This is a genomic window from Kribbella sp. CWNU-51, assembly GCF_054073265.1.
In genome coordinates this window covers 1-24,101 of the sequence record NZ_JBSXMZ010000029.1, presented here as the reverse complement: position 1 = coordinate 24,101, position 24,101 = coordinate 1, and the positions used below count along the sequence as shown (strand labels likewise).

General features: G+C 66.1%; 25 protein-coding genes and 3 pseudogenes. 9 read left to right on the top strand and 19 right to left on the bottom strand.

Annotation, left to right across the window (positions count from 1 at the left end; translation table 11 throughout):
* From ACXC9Q_RS28755 to ACXC9Q_RS28730, 6 genes and pseudogenes are all read right to left on the bottom strand, one after another.
* Positions 1-202: pseudogene (locus ACXC9Q_RS28755) on the bottom strand (polyphosphate--glucose phosphotransferase); the annotation flags it as partial.
* A gap of 330 nt (positions 203-532) precedes the next feature.
* Positions 533-864, bottom strand: a pseudogene (locus tag ACXC9Q_RS28750) (histone-like nucleoid-structuring protein Lsr2).
* A 674-nt stretch (positions 865-1,538) separates the two neighbouring features.
* Entirely contained in the window at positions 1,539-1,811 is a 273-nt protein-coding gene (locus ACXC9Q_RS28745) for a GlsB/YeaQ/YmgE family stress response membrane protein (RefSeq protein ID WP_457059685.1), read from the bottom strand.
* A 199-nt stretch (positions 1,812-2,010) separates the two neighbouring features.
* Entirely contained in the window at positions 2,011-2,925 is a 915-nt protein-coding gene (locus tag ACXC9Q_RS28740; RefSeq protein WP_457059750.1) for a hypothetical protein, read from the bottom strand.
* Positions 2,926-3,024: 99 nt separating this feature from the next.
* Positions 3,025-3,495: a PPC domain-containing DNA-binding protein gene (locus ACXC9Q_RS28735; RefSeq protein ID WP_457059749.1), complete on the bottom strand. Its 471-nt coding sequence runs from the start codon at positions 3,493-3,495 to the stop codon at positions 3,025-3,027.
* Positions 3,482-4,924, bottom strand: a complete 1,443-nt coding sequence (locus ACXC9Q_RS28730) for a hypothetical protein (protein ID WP_457059748.1) — start codon at positions 4,922-4,924, stop codon at positions 3,482-3,484. The genes ACXC9Q_RS28735 and ACXC9Q_RS28730 overlap by 14 nt, the downstream gene beginning before the upstream one ends.
* 289 nt (positions 4,925-5,213) lie before the next feature.
* Between ACXC9Q_RS28730 and ACXC9Q_RS28725 the strand changes: the two genes are divergently transcribed.
* Together ACXC9Q_RS28725 and ACXC9Q_RS28720 are read left to right on the top strand one after the other, a co-directional pair.
* Positions 5,214-5,957: a helix-turn-helix domain-containing protein gene (locus ACXC9Q_RS28725; RefSeq protein WP_457059747.1), complete on the top strand. Its 744-nt coding sequence runs from the start codon at positions 5,214-5,216 to the stop codon at positions 5,955-5,957.
* Positions 5,957-6,433: an NUDIX hydrolase gene (locus ACXC9Q_RS28720; protein ID WP_457059746.1), complete on the top strand. Its 477-nt coding sequence runs from the start codon at positions 5,957-5,959 to the stop codon at positions 6,431-6,433. The genes ACXC9Q_RS28725 and ACXC9Q_RS28720 overlap by 1 nt, the downstream gene beginning before the upstream one ends.
* Here ACXC9Q_RS28720 and ACXC9Q_RS28715 read toward each other — a convergent pair.
* The 9 genes from ACXC9Q_RS28715 to ACXC9Q_RS28675 form a co-directional block, all read right to left on the bottom strand.
* Positions 6,430-6,981 carry an HD domain-containing protein gene (locus tag ACXC9Q_RS28715; protein WP_457059745.1) on the bottom strand — a complete coding sequence of 184 codons (552 nt, stop codon included), beginning with the start codon at positions 6,979-6,981 and terminating at the stop codon, positions 6,430-6,432. The genes ACXC9Q_RS28720 and ACXC9Q_RS28715 overlap by 4 nt on opposite strands.
* A 183-nt stretch (positions 6,982-7,164) precedes the next feature.
* A complete protein-coding gene (locus tag ACXC9Q_RS28710) occupies positions 7,165-7,992 on the bottom strand; it encodes a sigma-70 family RNA polymerase sigma factor (protein WP_457059744.1) in 828 nt (275 codons plus the stop codon).
* Between the two features lie 71 nt (positions 7,993-8,063).
* Entirely contained in the window at positions 8,064-8,450 is a 387-nt protein-coding gene (locus ACXC9Q_RS28705) for a hypothetical protein (protein ID WP_457059743.1), read from the bottom strand.
* Complete coding sequence (locus ACXC9Q_RS28700; RefSeq protein ID WP_457059742.1) at positions 8,450-9,103, bottom strand: hypothetical protein; 654 nt, start codon at positions 9,101-9,103, stop codon at positions 8,450-8,452. Before ACXC9Q_RS28700 ends, ACXC9Q_RS28705 begins: the two co-directional genes overlap by 1 nt.
* A gap of 26 nt (positions 9,104-9,129) precedes the next feature.
* Entirely contained in the window at positions 9,130-9,573 is a 444-nt protein-coding gene (locus tag ACXC9Q_RS28695) for an Hsp20/alpha crystallin family protein (protein ID WP_457059741.1), read from the bottom strand.
* Between the two features lie 223 nt (positions 9,574-9,796).
* Entirely contained in the window at positions 9,797-10,627 is an 831-nt protein-coding gene (locus tag ACXC9Q_RS28690) for a GAF and ANTAR domain-containing protein (RefSeq protein WP_457059740.1), read from the bottom strand.
* 1,068 nt (positions 10,628-11,695) lie between these two features.
* Positions 11,696-13,006: an IS701 family transposase gene (locus ACXC9Q_RS28685; protein ID WP_457059739.1), complete on the bottom strand. Its 1,311-nt coding sequence runs from the start codon at positions 13,004-13,006 to the stop codon at positions 11,696-11,698.
* A 724-nt stretch (positions 13,007-13,730) separates the two neighbouring features.
* Positions 13,731-13,871: a hypothetical protein gene (locus tag ACXC9Q_RS28680; protein ID WP_457059738.1), complete on the bottom strand. Its 141-nt coding sequence runs from the start codon at positions 13,869-13,871 to the stop codon at positions 13,731-13,733.
* 277 nt (positions 13,872-14,148) lie between these two features.
* Positions 14,149-15,048 carry a manganese catalase family protein gene (locus ACXC9Q_RS28675; protein WP_457059737.1) on the bottom strand — a complete coding sequence of 300 codons (900 nt, stop codon included), beginning with the start codon at positions 15,046-15,048 and terminating at the stop codon, positions 14,149-14,151.
* Between the two features lie 659 nt (positions 15,049-15,707).
* Here ACXC9Q_RS28675 and ACXC9Q_RS28670 point away from each other — a divergent pair.
* The 6 genes and pseudogenes from ACXC9Q_RS28670 to ACXC9Q_RS28645 all read left to right on the top strand — a co-directional run bounded on the left by ACXC9Q_RS28670 (position 15,708) and on the right by ACXC9Q_RS28645 (position 19,811).
* Complete coding sequence (locus tag ACXC9Q_RS28670) at positions 15,708-15,962, top strand: hypothetical protein (protein WP_457059736.1); 255 nt, start codon at positions 15,708-15,710, stop codon at positions 15,960-15,962.
* 141 nt (positions 15,963-16,103) lie between these two features.
* Positions 16,104-16,898: an SDR family oxidoreductase gene (locus ACXC9Q_RS28665; protein WP_457059735.1), complete on the top strand. Its 795-nt coding sequence runs from the start codon at positions 16,104-16,106 to the stop codon at positions 16,896-16,898.
* Positions 16,899-16,961: 63 nt separating this feature from the next.
* Positions 16,962-17,357, top strand: a pseudogene (locus tag ACXC9Q_RS28660) (flavodoxin family protein); the annotation flags it as partial.
* A gap of 295 nt (positions 17,358-17,652) precedes the next feature.
* Positions 17,653-18,123 (top strand): hypothetical protein, encoded by a 471-nt coding sequence (locus ACXC9Q_RS28655; protein WP_457059751.1) that lies wholly within the window; start codon positions 17,653-17,655, stop codon positions 18,121-18,123.
* Positions 18,087-18,218: a hypothetical protein gene (locus ACXC9Q_RS28650; protein ID WP_457059734.1), complete on the top strand. Its 132-nt coding sequence runs from the start codon at positions 18,087-18,089 to the stop codon at positions 18,216-18,218. The genes ACXC9Q_RS28655 and ACXC9Q_RS28650 overlap by 37 nt, the downstream gene beginning before the upstream one ends.
* 105 nt (positions 18,219-18,323) lie before the next feature.
* Complete coding sequence (locus ACXC9Q_RS28645) at positions 18,324-19,811, top strand: FAD-dependent oxidoreductase (RefSeq protein WP_457059733.1); 1,488 nt, start codon at positions 18,324-18,326, stop codon at positions 19,809-19,811.
* A gap of 124 nt (positions 19,812-19,935) precedes the next feature.
* On the opposite strand, the gene ACXC9Q_RS28640 is transcribed toward ACXC9Q_RS28645, so the two are convergent.
* The 3 genes from ACXC9Q_RS28640 to ACXC9Q_RS28630 all read right to left on the bottom strand — a co-directional run bounded on the left by ACXC9Q_RS28640 (position 19,936) and on the right by ACXC9Q_RS28630 (position 21,227).
* Positions 19,936-20,079 (bottom strand): GPGG-motif small membrane protein, encoded by a 144-nt coding sequence (locus tag ACXC9Q_RS28640; RefSeq protein ID WP_329477912.1) that lies wholly within the window; start codon positions 20,077-20,079, stop codon positions 19,936-19,938.
* A 230-nt stretch (positions 20,080-20,309) separates the two neighbouring features.
* Positions 20,310-20,738 carry an alpha/beta fold hydrolase gene (locus ACXC9Q_RS28635; RefSeq protein WP_457059732.1) on the bottom strand — a complete coding sequence of 143 codons (429 nt, stop codon included), beginning with the start codon at positions 20,736-20,738 and terminating at the stop codon, positions 20,310-20,312.
* A 36-nt stretch (positions 20,739-20,774) separates the two neighbouring features.
* A complete protein-coding gene (locus ACXC9Q_RS28630; protein WP_457059731.1) occupies positions 20,775-21,227 on the bottom strand; it encodes an alpha/beta fold hydrolase in 453 nt (150 codons plus the stop codon).
* Between the two features lie 1,250 nt (positions 21,228-22,477).
* Here ACXC9Q_RS28630 and ACXC9Q_RS28625 point away from each other — a divergent pair.
* Complete coding sequence (locus tag ACXC9Q_RS28625; protein ID WP_457059730.1) at positions 22,478-22,966, top strand: SRPBCC family protein; 489 nt, start codon at positions 22,478-22,480, stop codon at positions 22,964-22,966.
* A gap of 231 nt (positions 22,967-23,197) precedes the next feature.
* Here ACXC9Q_RS28625 and ACXC9Q_RS28620 read toward each other — a convergent pair whose 3' ends face one another.
* Positions 23,198-23,845: a GAF and ANTAR domain-containing protein gene (locus ACXC9Q_RS28620; protein WP_457059729.1), complete on the bottom strand. Its 648-nt coding sequence runs from the start codon at positions 23,843-23,845 to the stop codon at positions 23,198-23,200.
* Positions 23,846-24,101 lie beyond the last annotated feature (256 nt).

Sequence of the window (24,101 nt, the reverse complement as noted above, 5' to 3'; positions counted from 1 at the left end):
GGAACGTCGCACCCAGCTCACCGGTCCACTCCGCCTCCTTGACCAGCCGGGCCACGACCGCGGCGACGGGCTCCGGAGTGGACGGGTTGGGCGTCAGGTACTTCACCCGCTCCGCGGCTAGGTCGCCCTTCTCCAGGTCGACGACGGCGCCCTTGATCCCGCTGCCGCCGATGTCGACCCCGAAAGCGGTCGACGTCCTCATCCTGGGCACCTGATCTCTCCCCTCGCCCGCAGTTGCCGCACCGGGTCAGCGTCCTCGCCAGGCGTCGAGCAGATCGGCACGGCCGGCCACCGACGCGTATCGACCACACATGCTCGCCAGCCTGCCACGCGCCTCGTACGCCGTCAGCGATGCCGGCGGAATCACTCTAGTCTGGCGCCTCCGCGCTCTGGTACAACAAGCAGCAATTCGCTGGTCATCCGTCTGCGGTCTACGGCGGCCCGGCTGTTCCGTAAGTGACCGTTTTGCGGAACAGTCGAGCCGGGCGGTCGTGACCAACGCCGAGATGGTGGCGCACTGGGCCGAGTCGAGTCAGTTGGCCGCGTCGAAGGCCTTCCTGATGTCGGCCGGGACTCGGCCGCGGTCATTGACCTCATAGCCGTCGGCACGAGCCCACTCCTTCACGGGCGAGCATCAGCACCGACAGTCGAGCGAGTGACCCTCTTGCCTCGCCTGTTCGTGATCAGCCGCCCTGCTTCCACGTAGACAGCCAGCGCCTTGCGGAGCGCAGCGGCGTTCTTAGTGCGGAGGTCGATCTCGTACGACTTGCCATCGAGCGCAAAGCTCACGGTCTCTCCTTTGCCGGCAGGGAGATCGCTGCCGTCGAGGTCGTCCGTGAGCAGGATCTCCACTCTCTGAGCCACTGGTCGCCTCCTCGTAAGCAATGCACGTAGTGCACAGCATCGTGCATCGACGCGCCTCGCGCGTGGATCGACGCCACCCGCGGATCAGCGCCGCCTAGAGCGGCTCCTCGGTCGGGCTGTCCGCGAACTCCTGATCGGCCAAACGTCACGGACCTGGCCGGCCAGCGGATGCTCACCCGCCAAGCCGCTCCAGGGCCGGTCGTGCTCCCGGCCATCCGGTACTCGTTCCCCTGCCAGCGCTCTCCACTCGAGACTTTCAGTCGCTGGACGAGCCGCTCGAGGCTTCCGCCAGCACCGCCAAGGTTCTTGCTCTGGGGTGCCGCTCGGGTGGCCTCGTTCTGGCCACATGGCGTCTCGGCCGGCTGATAATAGCGATTGTTCTCTGACGCCGATGCTAGGAGAGCTTCCCGCCGCCGGATCGGATGCTGCTAACAGGATCGACCCTGACTGTGGCGCAGCATCGGCGGGCAGGCGGGGTACGTCGACCAACTGACCGGCTCACGCGACGATTCGCACGCGGCGTACGTCGAGTGCTCGCTTCTCGAGTGCCGCCCGCATGCATCGCTCTCTCCTTGCACGCGCAACGAGGCAGAGCGACCGGAAAGGATCGCAGGTTCTCGGTGCCCGGTTCGGGGCAGTCCTTCGTCAGGAGCTACCCGGGCTTTCCGTGTGGTTCAGCTCCGCGCGGACGTGTTCCGGCCGGTCAGCGTGGATGCGACGACGACCAGAACGGCCGAGATCGCGATAGCCACGAGCCAGCGCACCCAGTCGACGCCTGGGCTGCCGTTACCACCGAACGCGGTGTAGACGAACCATCCGATGATCACCCCGCCGATCCCGCACAGGATGGTGAGCCAGATCGGGATGTTGTCCTTGTTGCCGGGCGCGACGAACTTTCCGAGCAGGCCGATGATGATGCCCGCGACGATGACTCCGATGATCTCCATGGTTCCGTTCCTCTTGTCGCTCCGAATCGCTGAGGTCATGTGACCGCACCTATCAGCATGTGCCCAAGCCACAAACCTCAGGTCGCGGGTCTTGGCCGGATAGGGGGTCCGGTCGAGGCCCGCACGAGCAGACGTCGGCGCCACCGACAGTCGTGATCCGTGCCGAGCTTGGCCTCGCGGCCGTTCCGACGTGGACTGCTCACAGCGCCGGACCGTGCGGCTCCAGATCGGGGACCTGTAAGGCGCTGGGCTGGCGTTGTCGTCCTCGGCGGCTGCGGTAGTCAGCCAAAGGTCGTGTGAGCAGGAGATCGTCGTGCAAGCGCTGTCGGCCGTCCGTGGACCTCGACAGCGTGGTCGGCGATACCGGCAGTTCGACCGCCCAAACGCGCGGGAAGAACCGCGACAGATCGTCCAGGACCCCAATAGCAGCTCGCTGTCCATCCGCGCGGTCTTTCAGTACGACGATTGCCGAGTCAGTGGCGGCGTACCGGCCGAAGATCCGTGCCTGCTCGGCAGACAGCAGAGAGTCGCACAAGGGAATCCCGGCCCATCTACCCACTGTGAGTCGACTGATCCTCTCGATTGCGACTGCGTCCAACGGGTCGTTCACCAGCACTGGCACCGCGCCCTCCGACAGGAGGTCCAACTGTTCGGCCACGCCGACGAGGCAGTTGGACCGGCGGTGCACCTGCGTAGCAGGCGAGGTCGCGTAGTACGGCGACGTCGAGGCGCGGACACCGACGAACCCGACTGTCTGCAACTCGTCGTTCCGTGCCGCGAAGATCACCTGATCACGAAACCGATCAACGGTTCGTCCCTCTGGGTTCAGAAGTCCCAGTCCGGCGTTCCGCACGCTTTCGAGGTTGAAACCTCGCGCTCTCAAATGATCCACAAGCCGCGACCCAGCGTCCGGCGCATATCCAACTGACCATGCCGAGCTTGGGTCCACCAGCTCGCCTGCGCCTGCACGCATCAGGTGGTCGCGCGCCCAGCCCTTCTTTGCCTGAAGCAACTCTCGGCGGAAGAACTTCGCCGAGGCGCGATTCACCTCGAGCAACCGGCGGCGCTCGGCAATCGTCGGAACGGAATTCGGATCAGGCGGTCGTCGGTTCACGACGCCTCCGGCGACTTCGTGTCATTGTCATGACCTCGACAGTCGCCTCACCACCCAGAGATCAGAACCCGGGGCCGAAGATCCAGGACTCCGGCCGAGTTAGCGCTGAGGATCACCAAAGGCAAGCAAGGGAACGTCGTACAGGTTCGGCTGGCGTGGTCGCGAGAAGGCCGGTGCGGTCACCTCGACCAGATACATCTCGGTGAGGAACTGGATCTTCGCACCGAGGAGGTGACTGGTGTGGGCAGTCGCCGAATGGGCCTTGAGACCGACCGAGACATGGACGTGGGGCAGGACAGTGCCTGCCTCCTCGTCGTATGCGAGGGTGCCGCCGCCGACCGCCTCCACGTTCTCGAGGTGGACGGTGCTCCAGACCGGTGCGTCGGGGTTCTCGAGCCTCTCGCAGGTGCCGACGAGTTGGACCTCGTGCATGCCGGCGATGAACATCGGGATGAAGCCTTGCCGTACGTCGTACTCGGCACAGAATTCGGCGAGTGCAGTGTAGAAATCATCGCCGTGGTCGAAATGGACGGCAAAGGTTCGGCCCATGGTCAGTTCAGCAGCCCGCACGATCAGCTCCTTCGAGGGTGTCAAGGTAGGCAACGTAGCGAACCGCAGTGTTCAGCCCGCGAGTGGACAGCAGGCGGCTGCGCGGATGGACGATGTCGTCGACGCCGGCGACCGCAAGTTCCTCGCAGCGCCGGCGGAACCACTGCCAAGGCACGTTGAGGTAACTGGCCATCGCCGCGAGCCGCATGGCCGACGTCGGCTGAGCAACCAGGGACTCCGCTGCAAGTTGGCCGGCGATGTCCCGGTACGCCGCTCGTCTCGGCGCGGGCGCACTCGCATCGACGTACCACAGGCCGGAACCACCGAGCCAGTTGGCGACGATCGCCTCATTCGCCAGCACGAACCCCTCCACCTCACCGTGCTCAGGCTCGCCACTCAACTCGACTGTGATCCTGAACGCCTCCATCAACACGATGGCCAGGAGAAGCATCACCCGCTCATAGCGAGGTGACGCCGACACCTCGTCCTCCGGGATGCAGAAGCCGCGACGCATACCTTTGAACCACCGCGACGTACGCCGCAGATACTCGAACTTGTGTGACCAAAGCAACCATGATGCGGCCTCCTCGCCACGCTGCTCCCGCGTCCAGAACAACGGTCGGCCCCAGAGCCGGTCCAGATGCCGCGTGATGTGCCGTGCGCAGAAGCGTGAACCGAGCCACTGACTCGCGACCGGATTGAGAAACGGCACCTCGCTGAGTGCCGCCTCCGAGGCCGGCCTGTTCTCGTAGTGAACCAAGCGGGTCTGGCTCCTCGCGAGCAGAGCATCGTCGGCCAGAAGGGCGGTGTCGGCATTGGTGGTGGCCCAGATGATGCCGACCGTCAAGTCGTCGATGACGTTGGCGGAGGAGACAGGCTGCGGTCCAATACGACGTCCTGCACGGTCAACGAACCTCCGGCCGTCCGAGATGTAGTACCGCTGGTCCCGATCGACGGCCAGCATCATCGAGCGGCGATCCGGCCGACGGAGCGAGTCGGTCAGATCCTTGCCGGGATCAACCATCAGCCAGGTTGAGCCAGCCCGGTCCGCGTCGCAGTAGTGCGCCGTCAGCTCGACTCCGGCGTACGACCGTCCAGCAGGAAGGCTCAACGCCCCGATCTCGTCCGACGGCCGGTGATCACCCGGCAGGTCCAACAGCGAGACGACCGCATCCGGACGCTGATCGAGCCTACGCATCCGCCGCTTCTGGAATCCGAGCTCGCCTGGAGTCGGCCTCTTGAGCACCCGACCGAGTGCCTCTCGCACGTCTGCCGACGGCCATGAGTACCAGCCACGCTCCCAGTCCGAGATCGACTTGGAGGTGATCGCGGAGACGCGCCCTGTGGCGCGATAGATCTCAGCATTCACCAGTTCCGCCAGGGTCGCCTGCGACAACCCGCCCCGTGCCTGCCGAAGCAGTTCGTTCGGGACCCGCTCTCGATCAGCCACGGTCAGCCCTGGACAAGTGCCAGCGCCGGCGGCAGGTAGTCCCTTGGCGGGCGCCTGCAAGCGGAGCTCTGCTGAACGTGGCTGACCGCTCTGCAGCCACTGTCCACACCCGGCCACGACCTCGCGGGGCGATCTCGAGTACGTACTTCGTCCTGCCCTTCATGACCCTCCTCGGGCTCTTGCAGGCAGGATGCACTTTGCGTCGCCGACAGCGTCACGGCGTGGCCGGACATTTCGAGGACGTCTCGCCTCACGTTAAAATGTCCCGAAATGTCTTAGGTTAGGTCTCGTGCCTAACGAACGACTGCGAGCGGCGATGGTCGAGCATGGCCTGACCCATCATGCGCTCGCGGAAGAGCTGGGAGTCAACGTCAAGACGGTCGAGCGATGGGTTGTGGGCGATTATCTCCCGTTCCCCCGCAATCGTCATCGGTTGGCGACTCGGCTGGGCCGAGACGAATCGTACCTTTGGCCCGACGCCCTCCCCCGCGATCGAGCCACCGCGGTCTCCGAGAGTGAGATCGTCAAGGTCTACCCACATCGCTCCGACGTTCCGACGGACGAGTGGCGTCAGCTCTTCGAGTCCGGCACCCAGGAGTTCGGAGTACTCGTCTACGCGGGCCTCTTCCTGGCCGAGGATGCAGGCCTCCAGCGGATCCTCCGCAAGAAGGCCAAGGCCGGCGCCCGTGTGCGGATTCTGCTCGGCGATCCCGACGACGCGCACATCGCTGAACGCGGTGAAGAGGAGGGCATCGGCGACGCACTCGCAGCCAAGATCCGCAACGTCATGGTTCTCTGCCGCGGTCTCTCCGAGGCGCCAGGCGTCGAGTTCCGGATGCACCGGACAGTGCTCTACAACTCGATCTTCCGGGCAGACGACCGACTGTTCGTCAACACCCACGTGTACGGTGCGCCAGCCGCGCAGGCTCCCCTGTGGCAGCTACGAAAGATTCCCGGCGGCGAGCTGGCCAGTCACTACTTGGAGAGCTTCGAACAGGTCTGGAACGACGCGAGCCCGATGTTGGAGGCCTGATGCCGAAGCGAATCGACTACTACGACGACCCGAATGCTCCGGCCGCCAACAGCATGGTCCCCTCAGTCAACGTCGTCATCGAGAACGACGCCGGCGAGATCCTGATGATCCAACGCTCCGACAACGGCAACTGGGCACTCCCCGGCGGCGCGATCGATCTCGGCGAGTCCATGTCGCAAGCCGGCGTACGCGAAACCAAAGAAGAAACCGGCATCGACTGCGAGATCCTCGACGTCATCGGCATTTACACCGACCCCAAACACATCATCCTCTACACCAGCAACGGCGAAGCGCGCCAAGAGTTCTCGATCCTCCTCCGCGGCCGTGCCACCGGTGGCCAACCCACTCCGAGCAGCGAGAGCACCAAGGTGCACTGGGTCCATCAGACCGAGATCAGCACTCTGCAGATGGACAGATCGATGCAACGCCGCATCGCGCACCACCTCGAGCCTGGTGCGACCCTCTACTTCGACTAGGCGCCTGCGACCCCAAGCCTTCGCTGCACATTGAACGTCGCCCTCCGAAGGGCTGGTCCTGACCTGACGATCGACCGATGCACCACGTGCTCGACGGGGTACCTCATGAGGATCTCGCTCAGACGTTCCTCTACACCGACTCGGCAGCCGTCCACGTCCGCGGTGAGGTCGCAGTACGTCAACGCCTCGAGCAGCTCGTGATCCGGTACGGCGAACTCCGACGCCAGCTCAGCGATCCCCCGCTCGTCAGCCTCCACCAGTGCCCCGGTGTGATGTGCAACCAGCTGACATACCACCTCATCGGCCACTAGGACGTCCCGCAGATATCGAGCACCGTCGAGCGGATGGAAGCCCGTCGAGCTGATCACTGCCGAGTATCCGATGTCATGCAGCCAGGCGGCCGCCTCGATCAGCTCCGCCTGCTCCCCCAGTATCCCCGCCAAGCCCCGTGCGCGAGCAGCCACGCCCTGCGTATGTGCCCACCGTCGCGGCAGCTCGTCGCTGAGCAGCCCGTGTGCCACCGATTTAGCTTCCTCGACACCGATCACAGCTCAGCAATTTACGCCGGATCTCACCGAGCTCGTACCTATCCGCGGGATGTCCGCTCGGTGAGCTCGGCTTTCGGTCCAGCCTGGATCAGGGCACGCAGAAGGACTGCACGGCACGATGCTGGACATGCACGGAGCCGGCAGTCGGGCAACGAGTCTGTGCCATCTCGGTTCGGCTGACCGTCAGGCGACCGCCTTTGTGGGGGTGGTGAGTTTTGTGCGGAGATCGTCGAGGATCTTGCGTAGTTCGCGGGACACCTGCATCTGGCTGAGGCCGACCTCTCTGCCGATCTCGGTCTGGGTCCAGCCCTCGATGAAACGCAGTTCCAGGATGCGTCGTTCACGCGCCCCCAGCTCTTCCAGCACTGGCCGCAACATGTCAACCGCTTCCAGCTGATCGACCGTCCGGTCCTCCTCGGCGGCGACCAGATCGGCCAGCGTCAGATTCGCGTCGGCGTCTGACGGGCGGTCCAGGGACAGCACGTTGAAGCACCCTTTCGCGGCCATCGCCTCCTCGACCTGGTCCACCTCCAGGCCGAGGTAGTCCGCGAGCTCGGCCCGGGTCGGTTCGCGGTTCAGTTGCTGCTGGAGCTCGGACTGCTTGGCGATGATCGAGCCCTGGACCTCCTGCAGCCGGCGTGGGATCCGCACGGTCCATGCGCAGTCGCGGAAATACCGCTGCACCTCGCCGCGGATGGTCGGGATCGCGAACCCGATGAACGGGGTATCCGCGTCGAGCCGGTAGTGGTGGGCTGCGTTGACCAGGCCCAGGTAGGCGACCTGCTCAAGATCATCGGCCTCGGCGCCACGTCCGCGGAACCGGCGGGCGATCCCGCGCGCGATCTCGATGTTGAGCTCGACCACCTGATCGATCAACGCCTGTCGCTCGGCGTTGTCGGACGTTCGCTCCCGGCGCTGCAGCAGTTCCTGGGTAGCGGCTTCGCGCGCGGCCCGCTCGTCGGGCGTCGAGCACTGCGTCGGTACTGTCTCGTCGGTCTTACCAGAAAGCATGATTGACCTCGCGACCCTCGAGTCACGGCGTGGCCACATCCCTGGACCACGGTCAAAGTTTCTTGGTGCTGTCAGCCGGCGACGGCGAACAGGTTCGGCGATGGTTCCGCGGCGCTCGGCAGGTGGGGGGACGGATCCAGCAGCCGGATGCAGGTGCCGGTCCGGTCGGCGAACACCGCGTACCACCCGAGAGACGACCGGACCGGGGACATCAACCAATCCAGGTCCGGGTGATCGCCGAAGAAGACCCCGAGGTCGCCCACGTCGTACACACCCCCGGCGCCGAGCGCGCTCTCGGCGGGATCACGGACCAGCACGATCGTCGGTACGCCGCCGCGCGGGCCGAGCATGACCGTGTCGTCGTCGGGCCATCCGAGGGGTTCGAGCCCGAGGCTGCGGTAGTCGTCCACGCTGGCGTCCAGGTGGTCGACCGGCCGGAGTTCGAACAACAACCTCATCAGAGTCCCTCCTCCTGGCTCTGCCGGGTCTCGCCCGGCCGTTGTGTCGATGCTCGGCGGACCTCGTCGGCCCGGTCACCGAGCTCGGAGATCCGGTCCGCGATCCGCGGATGATCGCGGGTGAGTCGCGGGCCGGCGTCGGCCAACGGGCCGAGCAGGGCCGCGGAGTCGTTGTCGCCCAGGGCATCGTGGATCCGGTCCACGCTCTCCTGCGTGGACCGGTCGAGCCCGTCCAACGCGGTGACCTGCCCCGCGAGCCGGCGAAGATCGGCAGCGTTGCCCCGTGCCCAGGTGGCGACCGCCCGGTCGCTCGCACGCTGATCCCGGGCGGCCTGGACACGCTGCTCGCCCGTCATCGCGGCGCCGGCCGACTGCCCGTTGATCCGCAGGTACCGCCGCTCGGCCGCCTGTCTGCTGGCCACCCCGAGCGCCGGCGCCAGCTGCGCCCAGCTGGTGCCGGCGGCCCGGGCTTGGTCGATCAATCTCGGTTCCCACTCGGCCAGGTGGTCCCGCACCGCGCGGATCCGGACCAGCGCCTCGAGCGACTGGGCGGAATCGTTGCCGTCAGCATCGAGCTCGCGCAGTACACCGGTGACGAAGGCCAGCGCATCGGTCGCCTCGTCAAGTCCGTCGGGCGGCTCAGCTCGATGCATCAAGAATCCCCTGTGTCGCGGGCCGGTCAGGCGTTGATCTGGCGCGGCTCGGAATCCCCGCCGCCGATGGAGATCTTGCGGGGCTTGGCCTGTGCGGCGACCGGGATCTTCACCGTCAGTACGCCGCTGTCGTACTCCGCCGTGATCCGCTCCGTGTCGAGGGTGTCGCCGAGGAACAACTGCCGGGAGAACACCCCGAGCGGCCGCTCGGCCACCTGCATCTCGACTCCCTCGGACACCGCCAGTGGCCGTCGCTCCGCCTTCACGGTGAGCACGTTGCGCTCGACATCCAGATCGATGGCGTCCTGCGGAACACCCGGCAGGTCGAAGACCACCACGTACTCGTCGCCGGCCCGATAGGCATCCATCGGCATCGGGTTCGGCCTCGACCAGGTCCCCGGCGACGAGGCACCGCTGAGTTGCTGGGTCAACCGGTCCAGCTCCCGGAACGGGTCGGTGCGCATCAACATCGTTCCACCTCCAGACTGTCGACTTGGGTGTCAATACGCAGCACTGTTCTAACACGTCATCGGATGGATGACAAGCATTATCCGTCATCCATCCGATGACGCACGTGGGGCCTCTGCGACCGCCGGGAAATCCGGCTATGCGGGCGCGTTTCGGGCCGCGGACGCGAGCGCCCCGGTCACCACCACAGCGGCCGGCAGCAGTTCGGGGTACAGAGCCCTGGATCTAGGCGTTCGCCGTACCGCGCGCCGGGACCTGGTGGCCGTCCTGATTCCCTGCAGCGGCTTCGGTGTTCACTCGCCGGGCTTCGGCACGGGGGAGTTTGCGTGTGTCGATCAGTTGCTGGGCGACGTCGCGCAGCTTGGTGTTGGTGTCTTGTGAGTAGCGTCTGAGGACGGTGAAGGCCCGGTCGCTGTCGAGGTCGTAGCGTTCCATCAGGATCCCCATCGCCTGCCCGACCAGCTTGCGGGCGTCGACAGCTTCCGCGAGGTTGGCCTCGTGGCGAGCGTGGGCGAGAGCGACCGAGGCGTGACGCGCCAGTATGTGCGCGACCGCGATGTCATCGGGTCCGAAGGCATCTGGTGTCGTGCTGTACAGGCCCAGCATCCCGACGCTGTCTGTGGCGGTGGTGAGCGGCACGTCCAAGACGGCGCGGACGCCGAGTTCGCGCACTTCCGCAGCCCATTGGGGCCAGCGCGAGTCGGTGGCCGTGTCCCGGATCAAGATGTCCTGACCGGTTCGCATCGCCTCGACAAGCGGCCCGTGCCCTGTCGCCATGGCGTGATGAAAGATCTCGCAGACCAGTGGGTGGGTTGCTGCCGGCACCTGTGGCCGTCCGCGGCTGTGTAGGGCGATGCCGGCATGGGAGCAGTTCAGGGCCTGGAGCGCGAAATCCACGACCGCCTGGACGGTCTCCTCGAGTCCGCCTGCGCCATGCAACTCGACTGCCAACCGGGCGAACGCCTCGGCGGCGTCCGCGCCGACAGGGCTGATGGTCGCCATCTCGATCTCTTGGGGCGCCTCGCCTCGAGGACCCCGCTGACCCGTCTGATCCATGCCACCGATCATGGCACTTACCCTGCCGTCCATTCATGGTCTCCTCAACGTGGCCGGTGGGACGCGTCGGGTGACAACAGTCGAACGTCGGTCCAGGGCTCCAGGGCTGCCCCTTCCGAGCGATGCAGGCCGCACGGGGTACCGGACTGGTCCGTATCGGAATACGCTGAGAGCTGGGGCATACCGAAGGGCCCAGGCGTGGCGCATCACCCCCCACGCACCGCCGGGCCCTTCTCTCCAACGTGCTGCGACCCAGCTGTAAGCCGAACGCGTTCACCCTGCTGGCTTCGGCCTACCGAGCCGGATTTGGCGTCGTGAACGAGAACGACGATCGAGTCCAGCTCGCTCCATACGGCCTCGCGCCGCACAACGTTCGCAGCCTCCCTGCTGCGAAGTGCTCCTCCTGCGGCGGCCGCGGGCCGATCACGAGTCGACCGGACCCTCGAACAACAACGCCGAACCTCGCAGCAGACGCAGAGGAACCGGCGCCTTCCAGAGCTGGCGGCCCACCATCGGACGCCGTTCTGACGTGAGCGATCAAACCTTCGCTGCTTCAGAGCCGAATGCTCCACCGTGCGTCGATGCGGCCATCGGCTGCATCGATCAGGGCATCGAAGCGGTGGTGGAAGCCAGGCGCAGCTGTCCGGACATCGTCCATTGACCTTCGTCGAGGTCATTTGGTAGATGCGGCACACACCTCGGGCATCGGAGTACAGCATCGTGGATCCGCCACTGCGATCATCGACTCCAATTACGGCATCGATCGGCAGCGGCGAATTCTGCTGCCACTCCGGCGGAGACAGCGCGGCGAGATGAAACCGGCCAAAGCCGAGCCGACCTGCCTCGACCGGTGCGGCGGAGCCCCTACTCGTGGCTAGACCTCCGCCCCAACGCAATGCGCTGTCCCCGACGATTGGCCGCCCCGATTCCGTCCGCGGCTCAATCGTTTGGCAGCCCTCCAGCTACCCGAGCGACCAGCCGCAGGAGGGGTTCCCGATGGGCTGCGGGGGGATTCGGCTCGGCAGGAGGCGACTGGTCACCTGCTAGTACTCCAGCCGTAGTTCGTGATCAGGCGAGTTGGGCTGTTTGACGGCGGTGGTGGCAGTCGCGTGCTCGGGCTTGGTGGCGGCGTCGCCAGCGTGACCAGTGCAGCAGGTGTGCGGCGCTGTGTCGGCCGTGGTCGAGGAGTCGGGTGAACAGGTGTCTGATCTCGTTCGCGGTTAGCCTGATGAGGTTTGGTGCCGGGTGGGTCTGGGCTCGTGCTGTTGCGGCGGAGACGGCGAGGAAGGCGTGGGCGAGCATCGCGAGGATGGTCCAGCGGTGCCATGAGGTCCAGCGGCGGACCTGGTGTTCATCCAGGCCGGTCAATCCCTTACCTGCTTGGAAAGACTCCTCAATGGTCCACCTGCGTCCGGCCACGGCGACCAGTGTGGACAGCGGCACCGGAGTGGGTGCGTAGCAGCGGTAGAACGCCAGTTCGCCGGTGCTGATGGATCGGCGGATCAGCAATGCGTGGCCGCCACTGCTCTCGGGGTCGGCGACGTCGACCGGAATGTCGATCAGGGCCCAGTCGTACCAGCGGTGACCTTTCGCGCCGGCGCCTGCGCTGAGCCGGTTCCAGGCTCGCGACGGCAGCCGGCGGGCCAGAGCCTTGGCGGGATGCTTGCCGGCTCCGGTGGTGATCTGATGATCGCAGGCCACCGCCAGCACGTAGCCGGTCGCTCGTTCCTGCAACGCAGTGCGCAGCTTGGAGTCGGCGCCGTAGACCTCATCACCGGCCACCCAGGACGCCGGGACACCCGCGTCCAGCGCCCGGGTGATCATCTCGGTCGCAAGTGCCGGTTTGGTCGCGAACTCGATGTCGTCGGGAACCCCTGCCGCACGACATCGATCGGCGTCGCTGGTCCATGATCTCGGCAGATACAGAGCCCGGTCGATGAACGCGTGCCCACCGGTGGCGGCGTAGACGAGGTAGACCCCGACCTGGGCGTTCTCGATCCGGCCCGCGGTCCCGGTGTATTGCCGCTGCACCCCAACGGTGTGGGTGCCCTTCTTCAGGTCGCCGGTCTCATCCACCACCAGCACCGCGTCGGGATCGGCCAGGTGATCCACGACGTAACCCCGTAGATCGTCACGCACCGCGTCGGCATCCCATGCCGCCCGAGCCAGCAGATGCTGCATCCCGTCCGGCGACGCCTCACCGGCATGCTCGGCGATCGTCCAGCAGTTCACCCGCGGCAACCCAGCCAACAACCCCAGCACGAACAACCCGACCCGCCGGCGGGGTTCGACCCGCGCGAACCGGCACGCGATCCGCTCCACCAACTCGTCGAAACCACGCTGCCAACGATCAGGGTCTACGCTATGGCACGCAGCCACCGCGCGACCATCTTGAGTCCACACAACCCGAGATCATCAACCGGTGGCTGCACTACGTCCCGGACCGCCACACCGCCACATCACGAACTACGGCTGGAGTACTAGTGAGTGTTGCTCTTTGGCCGCGCTTGCAACAGCCCCAAGGGGCGTAGGCCTGTCCCTCGAATCGGACCAGACACGTGGTGTTTACGTCGAGGTGTGGCGCAAATTCATCGGCGCTAGGCGACGGGTGGAGGGGCCTCGCGACCTTGACGGCTGCCGGAGTAGGCGCGCTCGCGGAGTTCGCGCAACCAGGTCGGCGCTGGGAATGCGCCGTACGGATGATTCAGGACCGGATCGAAGCCAAGGCCGGTGTGTTCGAGGCGTTCGCAGAGGGCCAGCCGGGCGGGCACGGGCAACCAGAGAATCAACGGCCCCTCGCCAGCGCTGGAGAGCAGGATGTCGCAGGGATCGGCTGTGTCGAGGGGGTGGTGGAATCGCAGCGAGCCTGAGGATGTCGGGCCATCGGCCCGGCGTCCCGACACCCTTCCACAGTTTCACCGTCGCCAAGTGGTCGCCCTGCGGAATCAGGGGAGTCTGGCGCCAAACGAGGAGTTGCGCGGAGAAGGTCACCGCCCGCGGATGTACGGCGGGAGCCCGTCGCAGCCTCGCTATCGTGCTGAAGAGCGTCGAGAATCCGTGTGCCGGCCAGTCCGTCACTGTCTGATGCCCGTCATGTATCTGCTCACGGTTGGTGCCGATGACTGATCGGACCGCGGCAGAACAACTCGGACAGCTCACTCAACACGGTGCGGTGCCGCACTACCGTGGTGGAGTCGGCCGCTGCGTGGTACATCCCGTCGATGATCTCTCGCAGAACATCCATTGCGTCGATTTTCGGCACCTGCGTAGGAGGGGGCCGCAGTCACCGCTGGTCAGGTCGATCGACACCCACTGGAGCCCGTTGATGGCGGGATAGTCGGGTGTCCGCCTTGCCACTGCCACGATGTCGTGCCCCTCCCGCTGCCTGCAGGCGACGGGTCAAGGCGCTACCCACGTTGCCGATCGCTCCGGTGAGGACAACTCGCATAGTTCTCCCGGCGCTCTCGGTGTAATGAGACGCGGCCGCCCCCGACCTGCTGACCGCTCGGGCGACCGCGCGTCTACTTGGAGGCCTTCCTGGCTTTGGCTTTGGCTTTGCCCTTGCCCTTGGCTTTGGCCTGGGCCTTGCCCTTGATGGTCCCCTTGAGGTCCTGGACGGTGGAGTACGTGCCGAACAGGGCCGGGTCGGGCGCCGGCGCGGTTCCGGGATCGCCCAACGGCTCGGGATCGACCAAGTACTCCAAGGGGTCCTCGCCCTTGGTCCATCCGCCGTCCTTGCCATCGGTGCCGTCGGACAACCGCCAAACGGTGTGGTTGTGGTCCTGGTCCTCTTCGCCGAACAGCGCGTCGGGCACGATCAGGCCCGCCAGACCGTCGGATTTGAGTTCCTCGATCGCCTTGAGCCACTGCTTCTGATGGACCGTGTCGCGCGCGAGGTTGAACTGCAGCATCGCCTTCACACCCGGGTCATCGGTCATGTTGTACAACCGGGCGGTCTGCAGTCGTCCCTGGGCCTCGGCCGCGGCGTTGGCGCGGAAATCGGCCAGCAGGTTTCCGCTGGCCACGATGTAGGCGCCGTTCCACGGCACGCCCTGGCTGTTCGCGGCCATCGCTCCACCACCGGCGACGATCGCCTGCTGGGGGTCCATGCCACCGAGGACTGCGGCCACGACTGGGTCCTTCACCGCCTCGGCCGTCATCGTGGCCGGGGCCCCTTCGAGGAGCCGTGCGACCATCGTCGCCAGCATCTCCACGTGACCGATCTCCTCGGTCGCGGTGTCCATGATCAGGTCCTTGTACTTGCCCTCGACGCGGCAGTTCCAGCCCTGGAACAAGTACTGCATCGTCACGGTCATCTCGCCGTACGCGCCACCGATCAACTCCTGCAACTTCCGTGCGTACAACGCGTCGGGCTTTTCGGGTTTCGCCTCGAACTGCAACCGCTTCGTGTGACGGAACATCGGGTTTCCTTTCCTCGAGAGGACCCTGGTGGGTTTGGGGCGCTCACAATTGGCGGTGTGCGCGAGTGCTCAGTGGCCGACCTGTCGATGTGCGGAGACGGCATGCCTGCGACTGCGAGTGGCCAGTCTTCATCTCGGCTCCCCCCAATTGGTGTGGTCTGCCTGGTCCGGTGGGCCGCTGCAGGTGGACTGCTGCCACGGCCTGGGACAACATCGAGAACACAGCAATCCGCCCCCAGCGGACAGCTGATCAGCAGTACCCCGCCCAATCACCAACAAACGGGACGCTCCACATGTTTTTCACCACGCCGAAGTCGCCCGTTAGGCTCGGGTCCAGCTCTGCTCGTGGTTTGCTGGACTACCGCGCCGTTCAGCCCGTGGTATTCCCGTCGGCGCCTCCGGAGGCGCCGAGAACGACTGAGCGAGGGCTCGACCTCCAGCCCTCCCTCGCTGCGACTTCCTCACCAGCCGGTCCTTGCGGTCATCTCTGCAGACGCTTCTCGGTGAGGCGAGCTGGCCAGAACCGCCACGACGAGGGCTCGCACCGCTACAGAGAGTTCTTAGTTGCCAGGAGCACGATTGTGGCGGGGTACTGGTAATGCGCCGTCGGCTGACACGACCTGCCAGCCGACGGACCAAGGGGCCGCAAGGGGGCAGCGATGGACAGTCGAGATGTCGAGACGTACTACGAGAACGGTGTCTGGAAGAACCGTCGGCCCGGCTGTGAGCCGTTCTCCAGCGGCGGGCCGAGGCTGCGGCAAGTCGCGATCGGGGCCGAAGTCGCCCGGTGGGCACAAGCCCAGCACATCATCCAGGACGCCAGCGGCGCGATTGTCGAGACTCACATCTACGGTCCAGGTCCGTACCCGCCGCGGTCGCCGATCAAAAGGATCCGGCCGACCACCGACGCCTGATCACTACCCGCTGCCAGCCGCACCCACGCGGACGCGCCGGCCGACGGAAGGCAGATGATGAGCACAGATCCGCGCAGTCGATACCCCGGGCCAGAGCAGCAGGAGCCCGATCAGCAATCGCACCCAGGACACGGCGATGCAATGAGCCCCGAGCCTGACTACGGCGAAGACACCTATCGCGGCAGCGGCAAACTCACCGGGCGGCGGGCTCTGATCACCGGCGGGGACTCCGGGATCGGACGGGCCGTCGCACTCGCGTTCGCCCGCGAAGGAGCCGACGTGATGATCTCCCACTTGGCCGCGGAGGAGGACGATGCGCGCGAGACCTGCCGCCTGGTCCGGGACGCCGGGCGTACGGCGGCCTCCCTCGCCGGAGACATCCAGGACGAGGCACACTGCAACCACCTCGTCGATCGGTGCGTCGAGGAGCTCGGCGGTCTCGACATCCTGGTCAACAACGCCGCTTACCAGATGTCCCGCGACGGTATCGCGGACATCTCCACCGAGCAGTTCGATCAGGTGCTCAAGACCAACGTGTATGCGATATTCTGGCTCTGCAAGGCGGCCCTGCCGCACCTGTCCGCGGGCTCGGCGATCATCAACACGACCTCGATCCAGGCGTACGAACCCTCGCCGAACTTGCTCGACTACGCCACCAGCAAGGCTGCCATCCTCAACTTCACCAAAGGTCTGGCCCAGGAACTCGCTCCCAAGGGCATCCGGGTCAACGCCGTCGCCCCCGGACCCATCTGGACCCCGCTGATCCCGGCGACGATGCCGGCCGAGAAGGTCGACGAGTTCGGCGCCGACACCCCGCTCGGCCGCGCCGGACAACCCGCCGAACTCGCACCCGCCTACGTCTTCCTCGCCTCCGACGACTCGACGTACATCACCGGCGAACGCATCGGCGCCACCGGCGGCCGCCCGTTGCCCTAAGCCACCATCATCCGACTGTGGCCATGCTTGCCGACGGATTCGAACCGGACTCAAACAAAATGGATGTCATGGGAACTGTGGAGGACCAAGTCACAGCCGCTGGCAGAGTCGAGTTCGGAGCTGATCGGACGGGAGTTGCTGGCCGCACTCGCCGATCACGATGTCGACGGTGGCGTCGTCCGGGTAGCCGACCATGAGGTCCGGTTCGGGGTGAGCGTCGACGAAGGTGACGGGGACGAGTGGCCGGCGTTGCGGGCGAGAGTGCTGGCGGCGGACATCTTGATCATCTCGACACCGATCTGGATGGGACAGCCGGCCAGCGTGTGCAAGGTGGTGCTCGAGCGCCTGGACGCCGAGTTGTCCGAGAAGGACGAGCAAGGCCGGCCGTTGGTGTACGGGAAGGTTGCTGTAGTCGGTGTCGTGGGCAACGAAGACGGAGCGCATCACGCCAGCGCCGAGGTCTTCCAGGCATTGAACGACATAGGATTCACGATCCCCGCGGCCGGAGCGACGTACTGGGTGGGCGAAGCGATGGGTTCGGTGGACTACAACGACGCCGGGCCGAAGCCCGACACGACCGGCCTCACCACGAAGACCGCCGCCGCGAACGCGGTGCACCTCGCCCGGTACTGCGCGACCAGCACTACCCAGCGATCTGAGCGAGCCCTGTTTCGCGACCGCGATCCACGAACTCTGAAGACCGACTCACCAGTGAGACACGCAGGAATATTCTTCTCACGCCAACGGAGGCCGTATGACCGAGCAGCGGATCAAGGATGTCGAGTCATTGCTGGCCTTCACCAACCCGCTGCGGCTGCGCTTGTACTACGCGCTGGCGTCGGAACGTGTCGCAACGGCGAAGGTTCTGAGCCAGATCGTCGGACAGCCGTCCTCGCTGGTCAGCGATGACCTGCACAAGCTGGCCGAGTTCGGATTCATCGAGGAGGCTCCCGGCCACAGCACTCATGCCAGGGAGCGCTGGTGGAGGACGAGTTCACGAGGTCTGAACTGGCATCCGAGTGACTTCGAGAAGGATCCGGGTGCGCGAGGTGTATCGGGGGCGGTCCGGCAGGCACTGGCCTCAATGGAGCCGCGTACAGCAATTCTCAAAGAGGAAGGCACATGGTCCGTCGAGTGGCGGGGCACGGCCTTCTCCCGCGAGGCGCTTCTGAGGCTGACCCGGGCGAGATGGAGGAGTTCGAGGAGGCCTTACAAGAGGTGGTGAAGCGATTCTCAGAACTTCGCGACACCGAGGCGCCCGAGAACGAGGAGCGGACGTCGGTGATGCTGGTGCTGCAGGCCTTCCCGTACAGGTTCTGACATCCGGTCCGGGACGGCGGTGCGAAACTCGAATGTCGCCCATCGGCTCGGGGGCGCATCGCGTGGCGGACGCATTTCTGAAGTTGTCGCCGGGTACTGGAGCGCATGGTTTCTGTGTGGTCGGCAACAACCGAGGTCCCGCGGTACGGCGCTTTGGACGGCGACGAGAGGTGTGACGTCGTGGTCGTCGGAGGTGGTTGGATCGGCTTGACGACTGCGCTGTTGCTCGCAGAAGAAGGCTCCGATGTCGTGCTGGTCGAAGCCGGTCGGGTCGGCGCCCGGACCAGTGGCAACACCACCGGCAAGGTCACGTCGCAGCACGGAGCGATCTATACGGCGCTGTCCGACCGCCACGGTCCGGAGGTCGCACGGCACTACGGTGAGGCCAATCAGGCGGCCGTGGAACAGGTTGCCGAGCTCGCGGAGCGATACACGATCGAATGTGAGCTCACCCGGACGCCGGCGTTCGTGTACTCGACCGATACCGACGACAACCTGAAGCGCGAGGCGGAGACGGCGATCGCACTGGGGCTGCCCGCTCAACTCGTCGATGGTCAGGAGGTCGGAGTCCCCGCAGCCGCCGCCGTACGGTTCGACCAGCAGATCCAACTGCATCCGGTGCGGTACCTCGCCGGACTCGCACGTGCGCTGACCGCCGCCGGCGGACGCGTGTACGAACAGACGCGGGCAACGTCGGTCGACGACGTGGAGGGCGGAGTCGAAGTGACCACAGCAACCGGCGCCACCGTGCATGCCGGGCGCGCAGTCGTCGCCACGCTGCTGCCGATCGGGACCATCGGCGGCTTCTTCGCCCGGACTACCCCGAATCAGTCGCACGGCATCGCCGTACGTCTGCCCCGAGAAGCGCCGGCCGGGATGGCGATCTCCACCGGCCCGCAGGTCCGTTCCACCCGGCCCTGGCCCGGTGGTGGGCCGAACGGGCTGATCGTCGTCGGCGCTGGCCACCAGGTCGGCCACGAGGACGACGTCACGTCGGCGTACCGGGCCCTGATCGACTGGGTCGGCTCCGCCTGGAACACCAGCGTCCAGCCCGAGTATCAATGGTCCGCCCACGACTACGCGACACCGGACCTCCTGCCGTACGCCGGACGGGCGCCGGGTCACGACGCGGTTCTGATCGCCACCGGCATGCACAAATGGGGTCTCAGCAACGGCACAGCCGCGGCCGGCGTCCTGCGTGACCTGATCCTCGAGCGCGACAACCCCTGGGCGACGCTGTACGACGCCGGCCGGATCGGCGACGCCCGGGCCGTCGCCGAACTGATCAAGCACAATCTCAAGGTCGGCAAGGACTTCACCGTCGGCCATGCGAGCCGCATCCTCTCCACCGGTCTCGACCACGTCGAAGTCGGCGAAGGCGGCTTGTACCAGCAGGACGGCCGGACCGTGGGCGCGTACCGCAGCCAAAGCGGTGAGCTGCACACCGTCAAACCCGTCTGCACCCACCTCGGCTGCAGCCTGGCGTGGAACAACGCCGACACCACCTGGGATTGCAGTTGCCACGGCTCCCGCTTCACCCCCGACGGCAGCGTCCTCGACGGGCCCGCCACCAAGCCCCTGGACCCTGGCTGACGGGTTAGCTCGCGACGATAAGGGCTTGTGGGCCGGCTTGCTTGATGCGGGTCTGGAGCCAGGTGAGTTGTCTGGCGGTATCTGCCTCGCCCTCCGGTGCCGACTCCGAACCGGCTGCCCGGCATCAGGTGAAGATGCTGACGCCGCCAGGACCGACGAGGAGGCCGATGATGATCAGAGCGATACCCCAGATCAGCTGACCGCGAACGATCGAGAAGATGCCGGCGATCACCAGGATCGCCGCGATGATCCACAGAATGAGACCCACTGTAGTTCCCATCACTTGGGCCGGACGGATGCTAGCCGGCGAGTTCCCCGTGCCAGAGCCTCTGTACCCAGCTTCAAACGACAGGAATCAAAGCTGCTGGCCGGCGCTGATGCCGATACATGATCGGGGCCTTGCGGGGAACCAGATGGACAGGTGACTGGAACACCCGCGGGTTGATCAGCTCCCAAGGTCGCGCGCGTTGAAGGACCCAGCGCGCGCGACCGCCCCAATCATCCTTGAATCGGCACCGCATCGGTAGGCGGTGGAACGGACTCCTGCCGCAGAAATGCGGACAGGCTGTGGGCCAGATCTGCTGGCGCCTGCTCAGCCATGTGGTGACCGGACTTGATGCCGTGACCCTCGACCCCACGGCACCACGGTCGCCAGATCTCGACCGGATCGCCGTAGATCTGCTCCATGTCGTCATCGGTCGACCACAGCACCAGGGTCGGACACTCGATCCGCCGCCTGGCAGCGCGATCGGCCTCGTCGTTGCGGCGATCGATCCCGATCCCCGCGCGGTAGTCCTCCAGCATCGCGTGCACAGTTGCGGGGTCGCGGATGGCGGTCAGGAAGTCTGCGTGATTCTCCGGCCCCAGAGCTTGCGGTGAGTTGGTACTCCAGGCGTCGTACCAAGTCTCCGGGTCGGCGCAGATCACACGCTCGGCAGGCTTCGCCGATTGCGCGAAGAACCACTAGTGCCACCACGCCGCGGCGAACTCGGCGCCGCACCGCTCCAGCGCCTCCACCGCTGGAACGCTGTCCATCACGGCCAGCGCGGACACCCGGTCGGGATGGTCGAGGGCGGTCCTGTAGGCGACGTACGAACCACGATCGTGCCCGGCGACAGCGAACCGCTCGTACCCCAGTAGCTCCATCAGACCGACCACGTCGGTGGCCATCGCACGCTTCGAGTACGGCGTGTGCTCCGCATCCGTCACCGGTTTGCCCGAGCGCCCGTACCCCCGCAGATCCGGGCACACCACCATGAAACCCGCGTCCACCAGGCGCGGCGCTACGGCGTACCACGTCGTGTGGGTCCGCGGATGACCATGTAACAGAACCACAGCCGGTCCAGAGCCGCCGTACCGGACCCGAATCCGGGTCCCTGCAACATCGAGTTCTTCCAGCGCAAAGTCTTCGAACATTCACCCGCTGTACCCAGCGCGAGCGGACAGATGGGACGCGACACGCGTTTGGCTTGAGTGAAAGATGAGTGAGTCATGTCTGAATCGAATATCTGGGCTGCTTGGACACTGCGCAGTCACGACATGCTCTCCGCCGCCGTCGCGGAAGTGGCGCCACCCGGGCTCGGCCTGCGCGATCTCTCGACGGATTGACGTCGTCTGAGCGGAGACGGTTCAACAAACGACTGTCGACGGCGCTCGAGCGGACCGCACGGGTTCGGGCCGACGCCGACTCGACGTGCCGGTTGTGCAACTAGCCGGCTTGCTCCGAGTGTCCCGTCGACGAGTCGGTGGGTGATTCGTCGGCGGGCCGCCGCTTATCAACCTGGCGACGGCGGGGCGCTGGCCTCGACCGCGGACAACTTCATGCTGTTCGTACTGCTGTGGATCGCCGGCCCCCAAGGCTGGTTGGGCGGAAAGCCCGCGCTGCTCATTGTCGCCATTCGCCTGCCCACGTTGCTCGGAGGCGTTGTCGGTGGTCGCGCGGTGGATCGCTTCGGCCGGTGCAGATGCTCCTGCTCGACACCACCGTTCGCGCCTACTCATGGCCGCTCTCGCAGTCGTCGGCTGGCACCAGCACTTCTCCCTCTGGATCGTGCTGGCCATCTGCTCGATAGCCGGAGCAACGACTCCGCTCAGCTACTGGTACCGCGACTCGTCCAGGACGGACATGTTGCCCCGGGCAAATGCCTTGCTCGGCCTGGGAGATCAACTGCCGATGCTGCTGGGCGCAGCCTTAGCCGGTCCGGCCGTTGGCCTCCTCGTGCCCGGCCGCGCCTTTCTCGTCCCGCTCGTGATGCCGCTCGGTGCCACGGCCATCGCCGTACGCCTACCTCACCACACCGGCGTTGCTCGCCGCGCGACGGTACGGACCGCGCGGGACTCGGCACTGGTGATCGGCCTAATCGGTTTGTCGGTGACGTACTACTTCACCCACAGGCCCGTCGAGACCGTGATGGCGTACTTCACCAGGGAGCAGCTCGGCAGTGGGTCGGCTGCCACCCGCGGTTTCTCAGCCCCAGCCGAGGGCACTGGGGTCGTGTCCGTGTCGCCAACGGTAGGAGTTCTGTCATGTCGATCTGGGGAACGATTCATGCGCTCGCGCCTCACGCACAAGGTCAACGAAGCCGACAGGACGGCGGACACCGGCACTTCCGGCGCGGAACCCCGATCTGAGGCCGCGCGGATCGGCTCGAAGGAGGGAGACTCAGATGGCAGATCATGAGGCATCAACAACGGTGGAGGTTGCCCCGAACGTCCTGTTCGACTATCTGTCCGATATCGAGCACCTGCCCGACTACCTCCCCTGGCTGACCGACGTACGTCGGACCGAGCCGCGACCGGCAGAGGCTCAAGGCATGGAAGCACGACTACCTCTGCAGCCAGTGCACGAAGTGGTGGAGGTGACGGCTGAGGTGCCCGCCGGTCAGGGCTCCGAGCAGACGGTACAGAACGAGGCGTGGATCGACATCGTCGAGGAGCGCCGCATCCTCCGGTGGGGTGCGCCCGGCGGGGACGACTACCACGGCGAACTCGACGTCGACTTCGTTGCCGACAGCACCTCACGCCTCACCGTCCGCCTGCACACCACGAACCCCACGGACGAGGCGATCGAGGACCAACTGCACCGCGCTCTCGAATCCATCAAAACCACCATCGAGCAGCCGCCGACGAGCGCTGGTGGCACGCCTCAGGCGTGATCCACGACCACCGAACCGCGACGCCGATGGTCACAGGACGACGCTGGCGCGGTACTTCGTTGCGGCGCGCGTCGCGCGTGCGGCAGACAGTGGCGCCGCGGTCGGTCTGGTCCTTCTCGCGGTCGAGCAACCGACCTCGAACATCCTGCGGCTATCGGTGGCATCTCCGCGGCCGGCACCCACCCCGTCGTCACAGTTGCGGACCGGCGCCTGACACCCGCGTAGCCGAGTTTATCCGTGGGTGACAGCGATGAGTCGCCTGGCTATCTCTCGCAGTTTGATGTTGCCGTCCTGGGACAGGCGGGTGAGGAAGGCGAAGGCGCGGTCGTCGGTCAGGTGGTATCGCTCCATCACGATGCCGACCGCCGTACCGATCATCGTGCGGGTGTTGACCGCCTCGCGCAGGTCCTCGATCTCGCGGGCGTAGTCGATCGCCATCGCGGCTTGATGCCGGAACAGATCGCCGAGCGCTCCGAGATCGCTGAAGGCCCCGACCTTCTCCGCGTACAGGTTGAGGGCGCCACGGGACTTCGGAGCGTGGTAGAGCCGGAGGCCGACCTGCGCGTGAACACCCGCGGCCAACGCGGCCACGGCGTACCGGGGAAAGCGCTCGTCCCGGGCCAGATCCGGCGACGCGACGTGCACGGCATCCGCTGCTGCCTCGTAGCACGGACCTTCCCGCAACTCGCACTGCGCCGCATCGACGCCCAAGAGCACTTCATCCGTCGGTGCGACTGTCTGGAGCCGGCCGTCGGCGTGCAGGATCGTGATGCTTGCGTAGTCGGTCTCGGGCAGCGCCTCGACCGCCGCAGCCGTGATGCGACTGAGTGTGTGGTCGAGGTCGCCGGGGGTCAGCGTCTCCATCAGACGCTGTGCCATGGCCAGGAGTCGGTCCTCATTCACGACCCCGCCGGTACCCGAATCGCCGCCGCCTGCACACCGCTCGCGTGCCCAGAGGAATCTCCTGGTCAGAGTTGGGCACCAGAACTACACGGGGTTACAAACCCGTACGGGAGCGTCACCGCCAGGCCGGGTGGGTTGAAACTCCAGCCCGCCCGGCCGCCTCCTGCTACTGCGGGAGGGAGTCGGCCTTGACGGCGTTTCGCTCGCCGAGGGGACGCGGCTCGCCCTTCGT

Excerpts from the sequence above, each read along its gene's own strand:
- ACXC9Q_RS28745 (WP_457059685.1), bottom strand. The coding sequence starts at position 1,811 with ATGGAGATCATCGGAGTCATCGTCGCGGGCATCATCATCGGCCTGCTC.
- ACXC9Q_RS28720 (WP_457059746.1), top strand. The coding sequence starts at position 5,957 with ATGCCGAAGCGAATCGACTACTACGACGACCCGAATGCTCCGGCCGCC.
- ACXC9Q_RS28710 (WP_457059744.1), bottom strand. The coding sequence starts at position 7,992 with ATGCTTTCTGGTAAGACCGACGAGACAGTACCGACGCAGTGCTCGACG.
- ACXC9Q_RS28705 (WP_457059743.1), bottom strand. The coding sequence starts at position 8,450 with ATGAGGTTGTTGTTCGAACTCCGGCCGGTCGACCACCTGGACGCCAGC.
- ACXC9Q_RS28700 (WP_457059742.1), bottom strand. The coding sequence starts at position 9,103 with ATGCATCGAGCTGAGCCGCCCGACGGACTTGACGAGGCGACCGATGCG.
- ACXC9Q_RS28695 (WP_457059741.1), bottom strand. The coding sequence starts at position 9,573 with ATGTTGATGCGCACCGACCCGTTCCGGGAGCTGGACCGGTTGACCCAG.
- ACXC9Q_RS28690 (WP_457059740.1), bottom strand. The coding sequence starts at position 10,627 with ATGGATCAGACGGGTCAGCGGGGTCCTCGAGGCGAGGCGCCCCAAGAG.
- ACXC9Q_RS28680 (WP_457059738.1), bottom strand. The coding sequence starts at position 13,871 with ATGGATGTTCTGCGAGAGATCATCGACGGGATGTACCACGCAGCGGCC.
- ACXC9Q_RS28675 (WP_457059737.1), bottom strand. The coding sequence starts at position 15,048 with ATGTTCCGTCACACGAAGCGGTTGCAGTTCGAGGCGAAACCCGAAAAG.
- ACXC9Q_RS28670 (WP_457059736.1), top strand. The coding sequence starts at position 15,708 with ATGGACAGTCGAGATGTCGAGACGTACTACGAGAACGGTGTCTGGAAG.
- ACXC9Q_RS28665 (WP_457059735.1), top strand. The coding sequence starts at position 16,104 with ATGAGCCCCGAGCCTGACTACGGCGAAGACACCTATCGCGGCAGCGGC.
- ACXC9Q_RS28655 (WP_457059751.1), top strand. The coding sequence starts at position 17,653 with ATGACCGAGCAGCGGATCAAGGATGTCGAGTCATTGCTGGCCTTCACC.
- ACXC9Q_RS28650 (WP_457059734.1), top strand. The coding sequence starts at position 18,087 with ATGGAGGAGTTCGAGGAGGCCTTACAAGAGGTGGTGAAGCGATTCTCA.
- ACXC9Q_RS28645 (WP_457059733.1), top strand. The coding sequence starts at position 18,324 with ATGGTTTCTGTGTGGTCGGCAACAACCGAGGTCCCGCGGTACGGCGCT.
- ACXC9Q_RS28630 (WP_457059731.1), bottom strand. The coding sequence starts at position 21,227 with ATGTTCGAAGACTTTGCGCTGGAAGAACTCGATGTTGCAGGGACCCGG.
- ACXC9Q_RS28625 (WP_457059730.1), top strand. The coding sequence starts at position 22,478 with ATGGCAGATCATGAGGCATCAACAACGGTGGAGGTTGCCCCGAACGTC.
- ACXC9Q_RS28620 (WP_457059729.1), bottom strand. The coding sequence starts at position 23,845 with ATGGCACAGCGTCTGATGGAGACGCTGACCCCCGGCGACCTCGACCAC.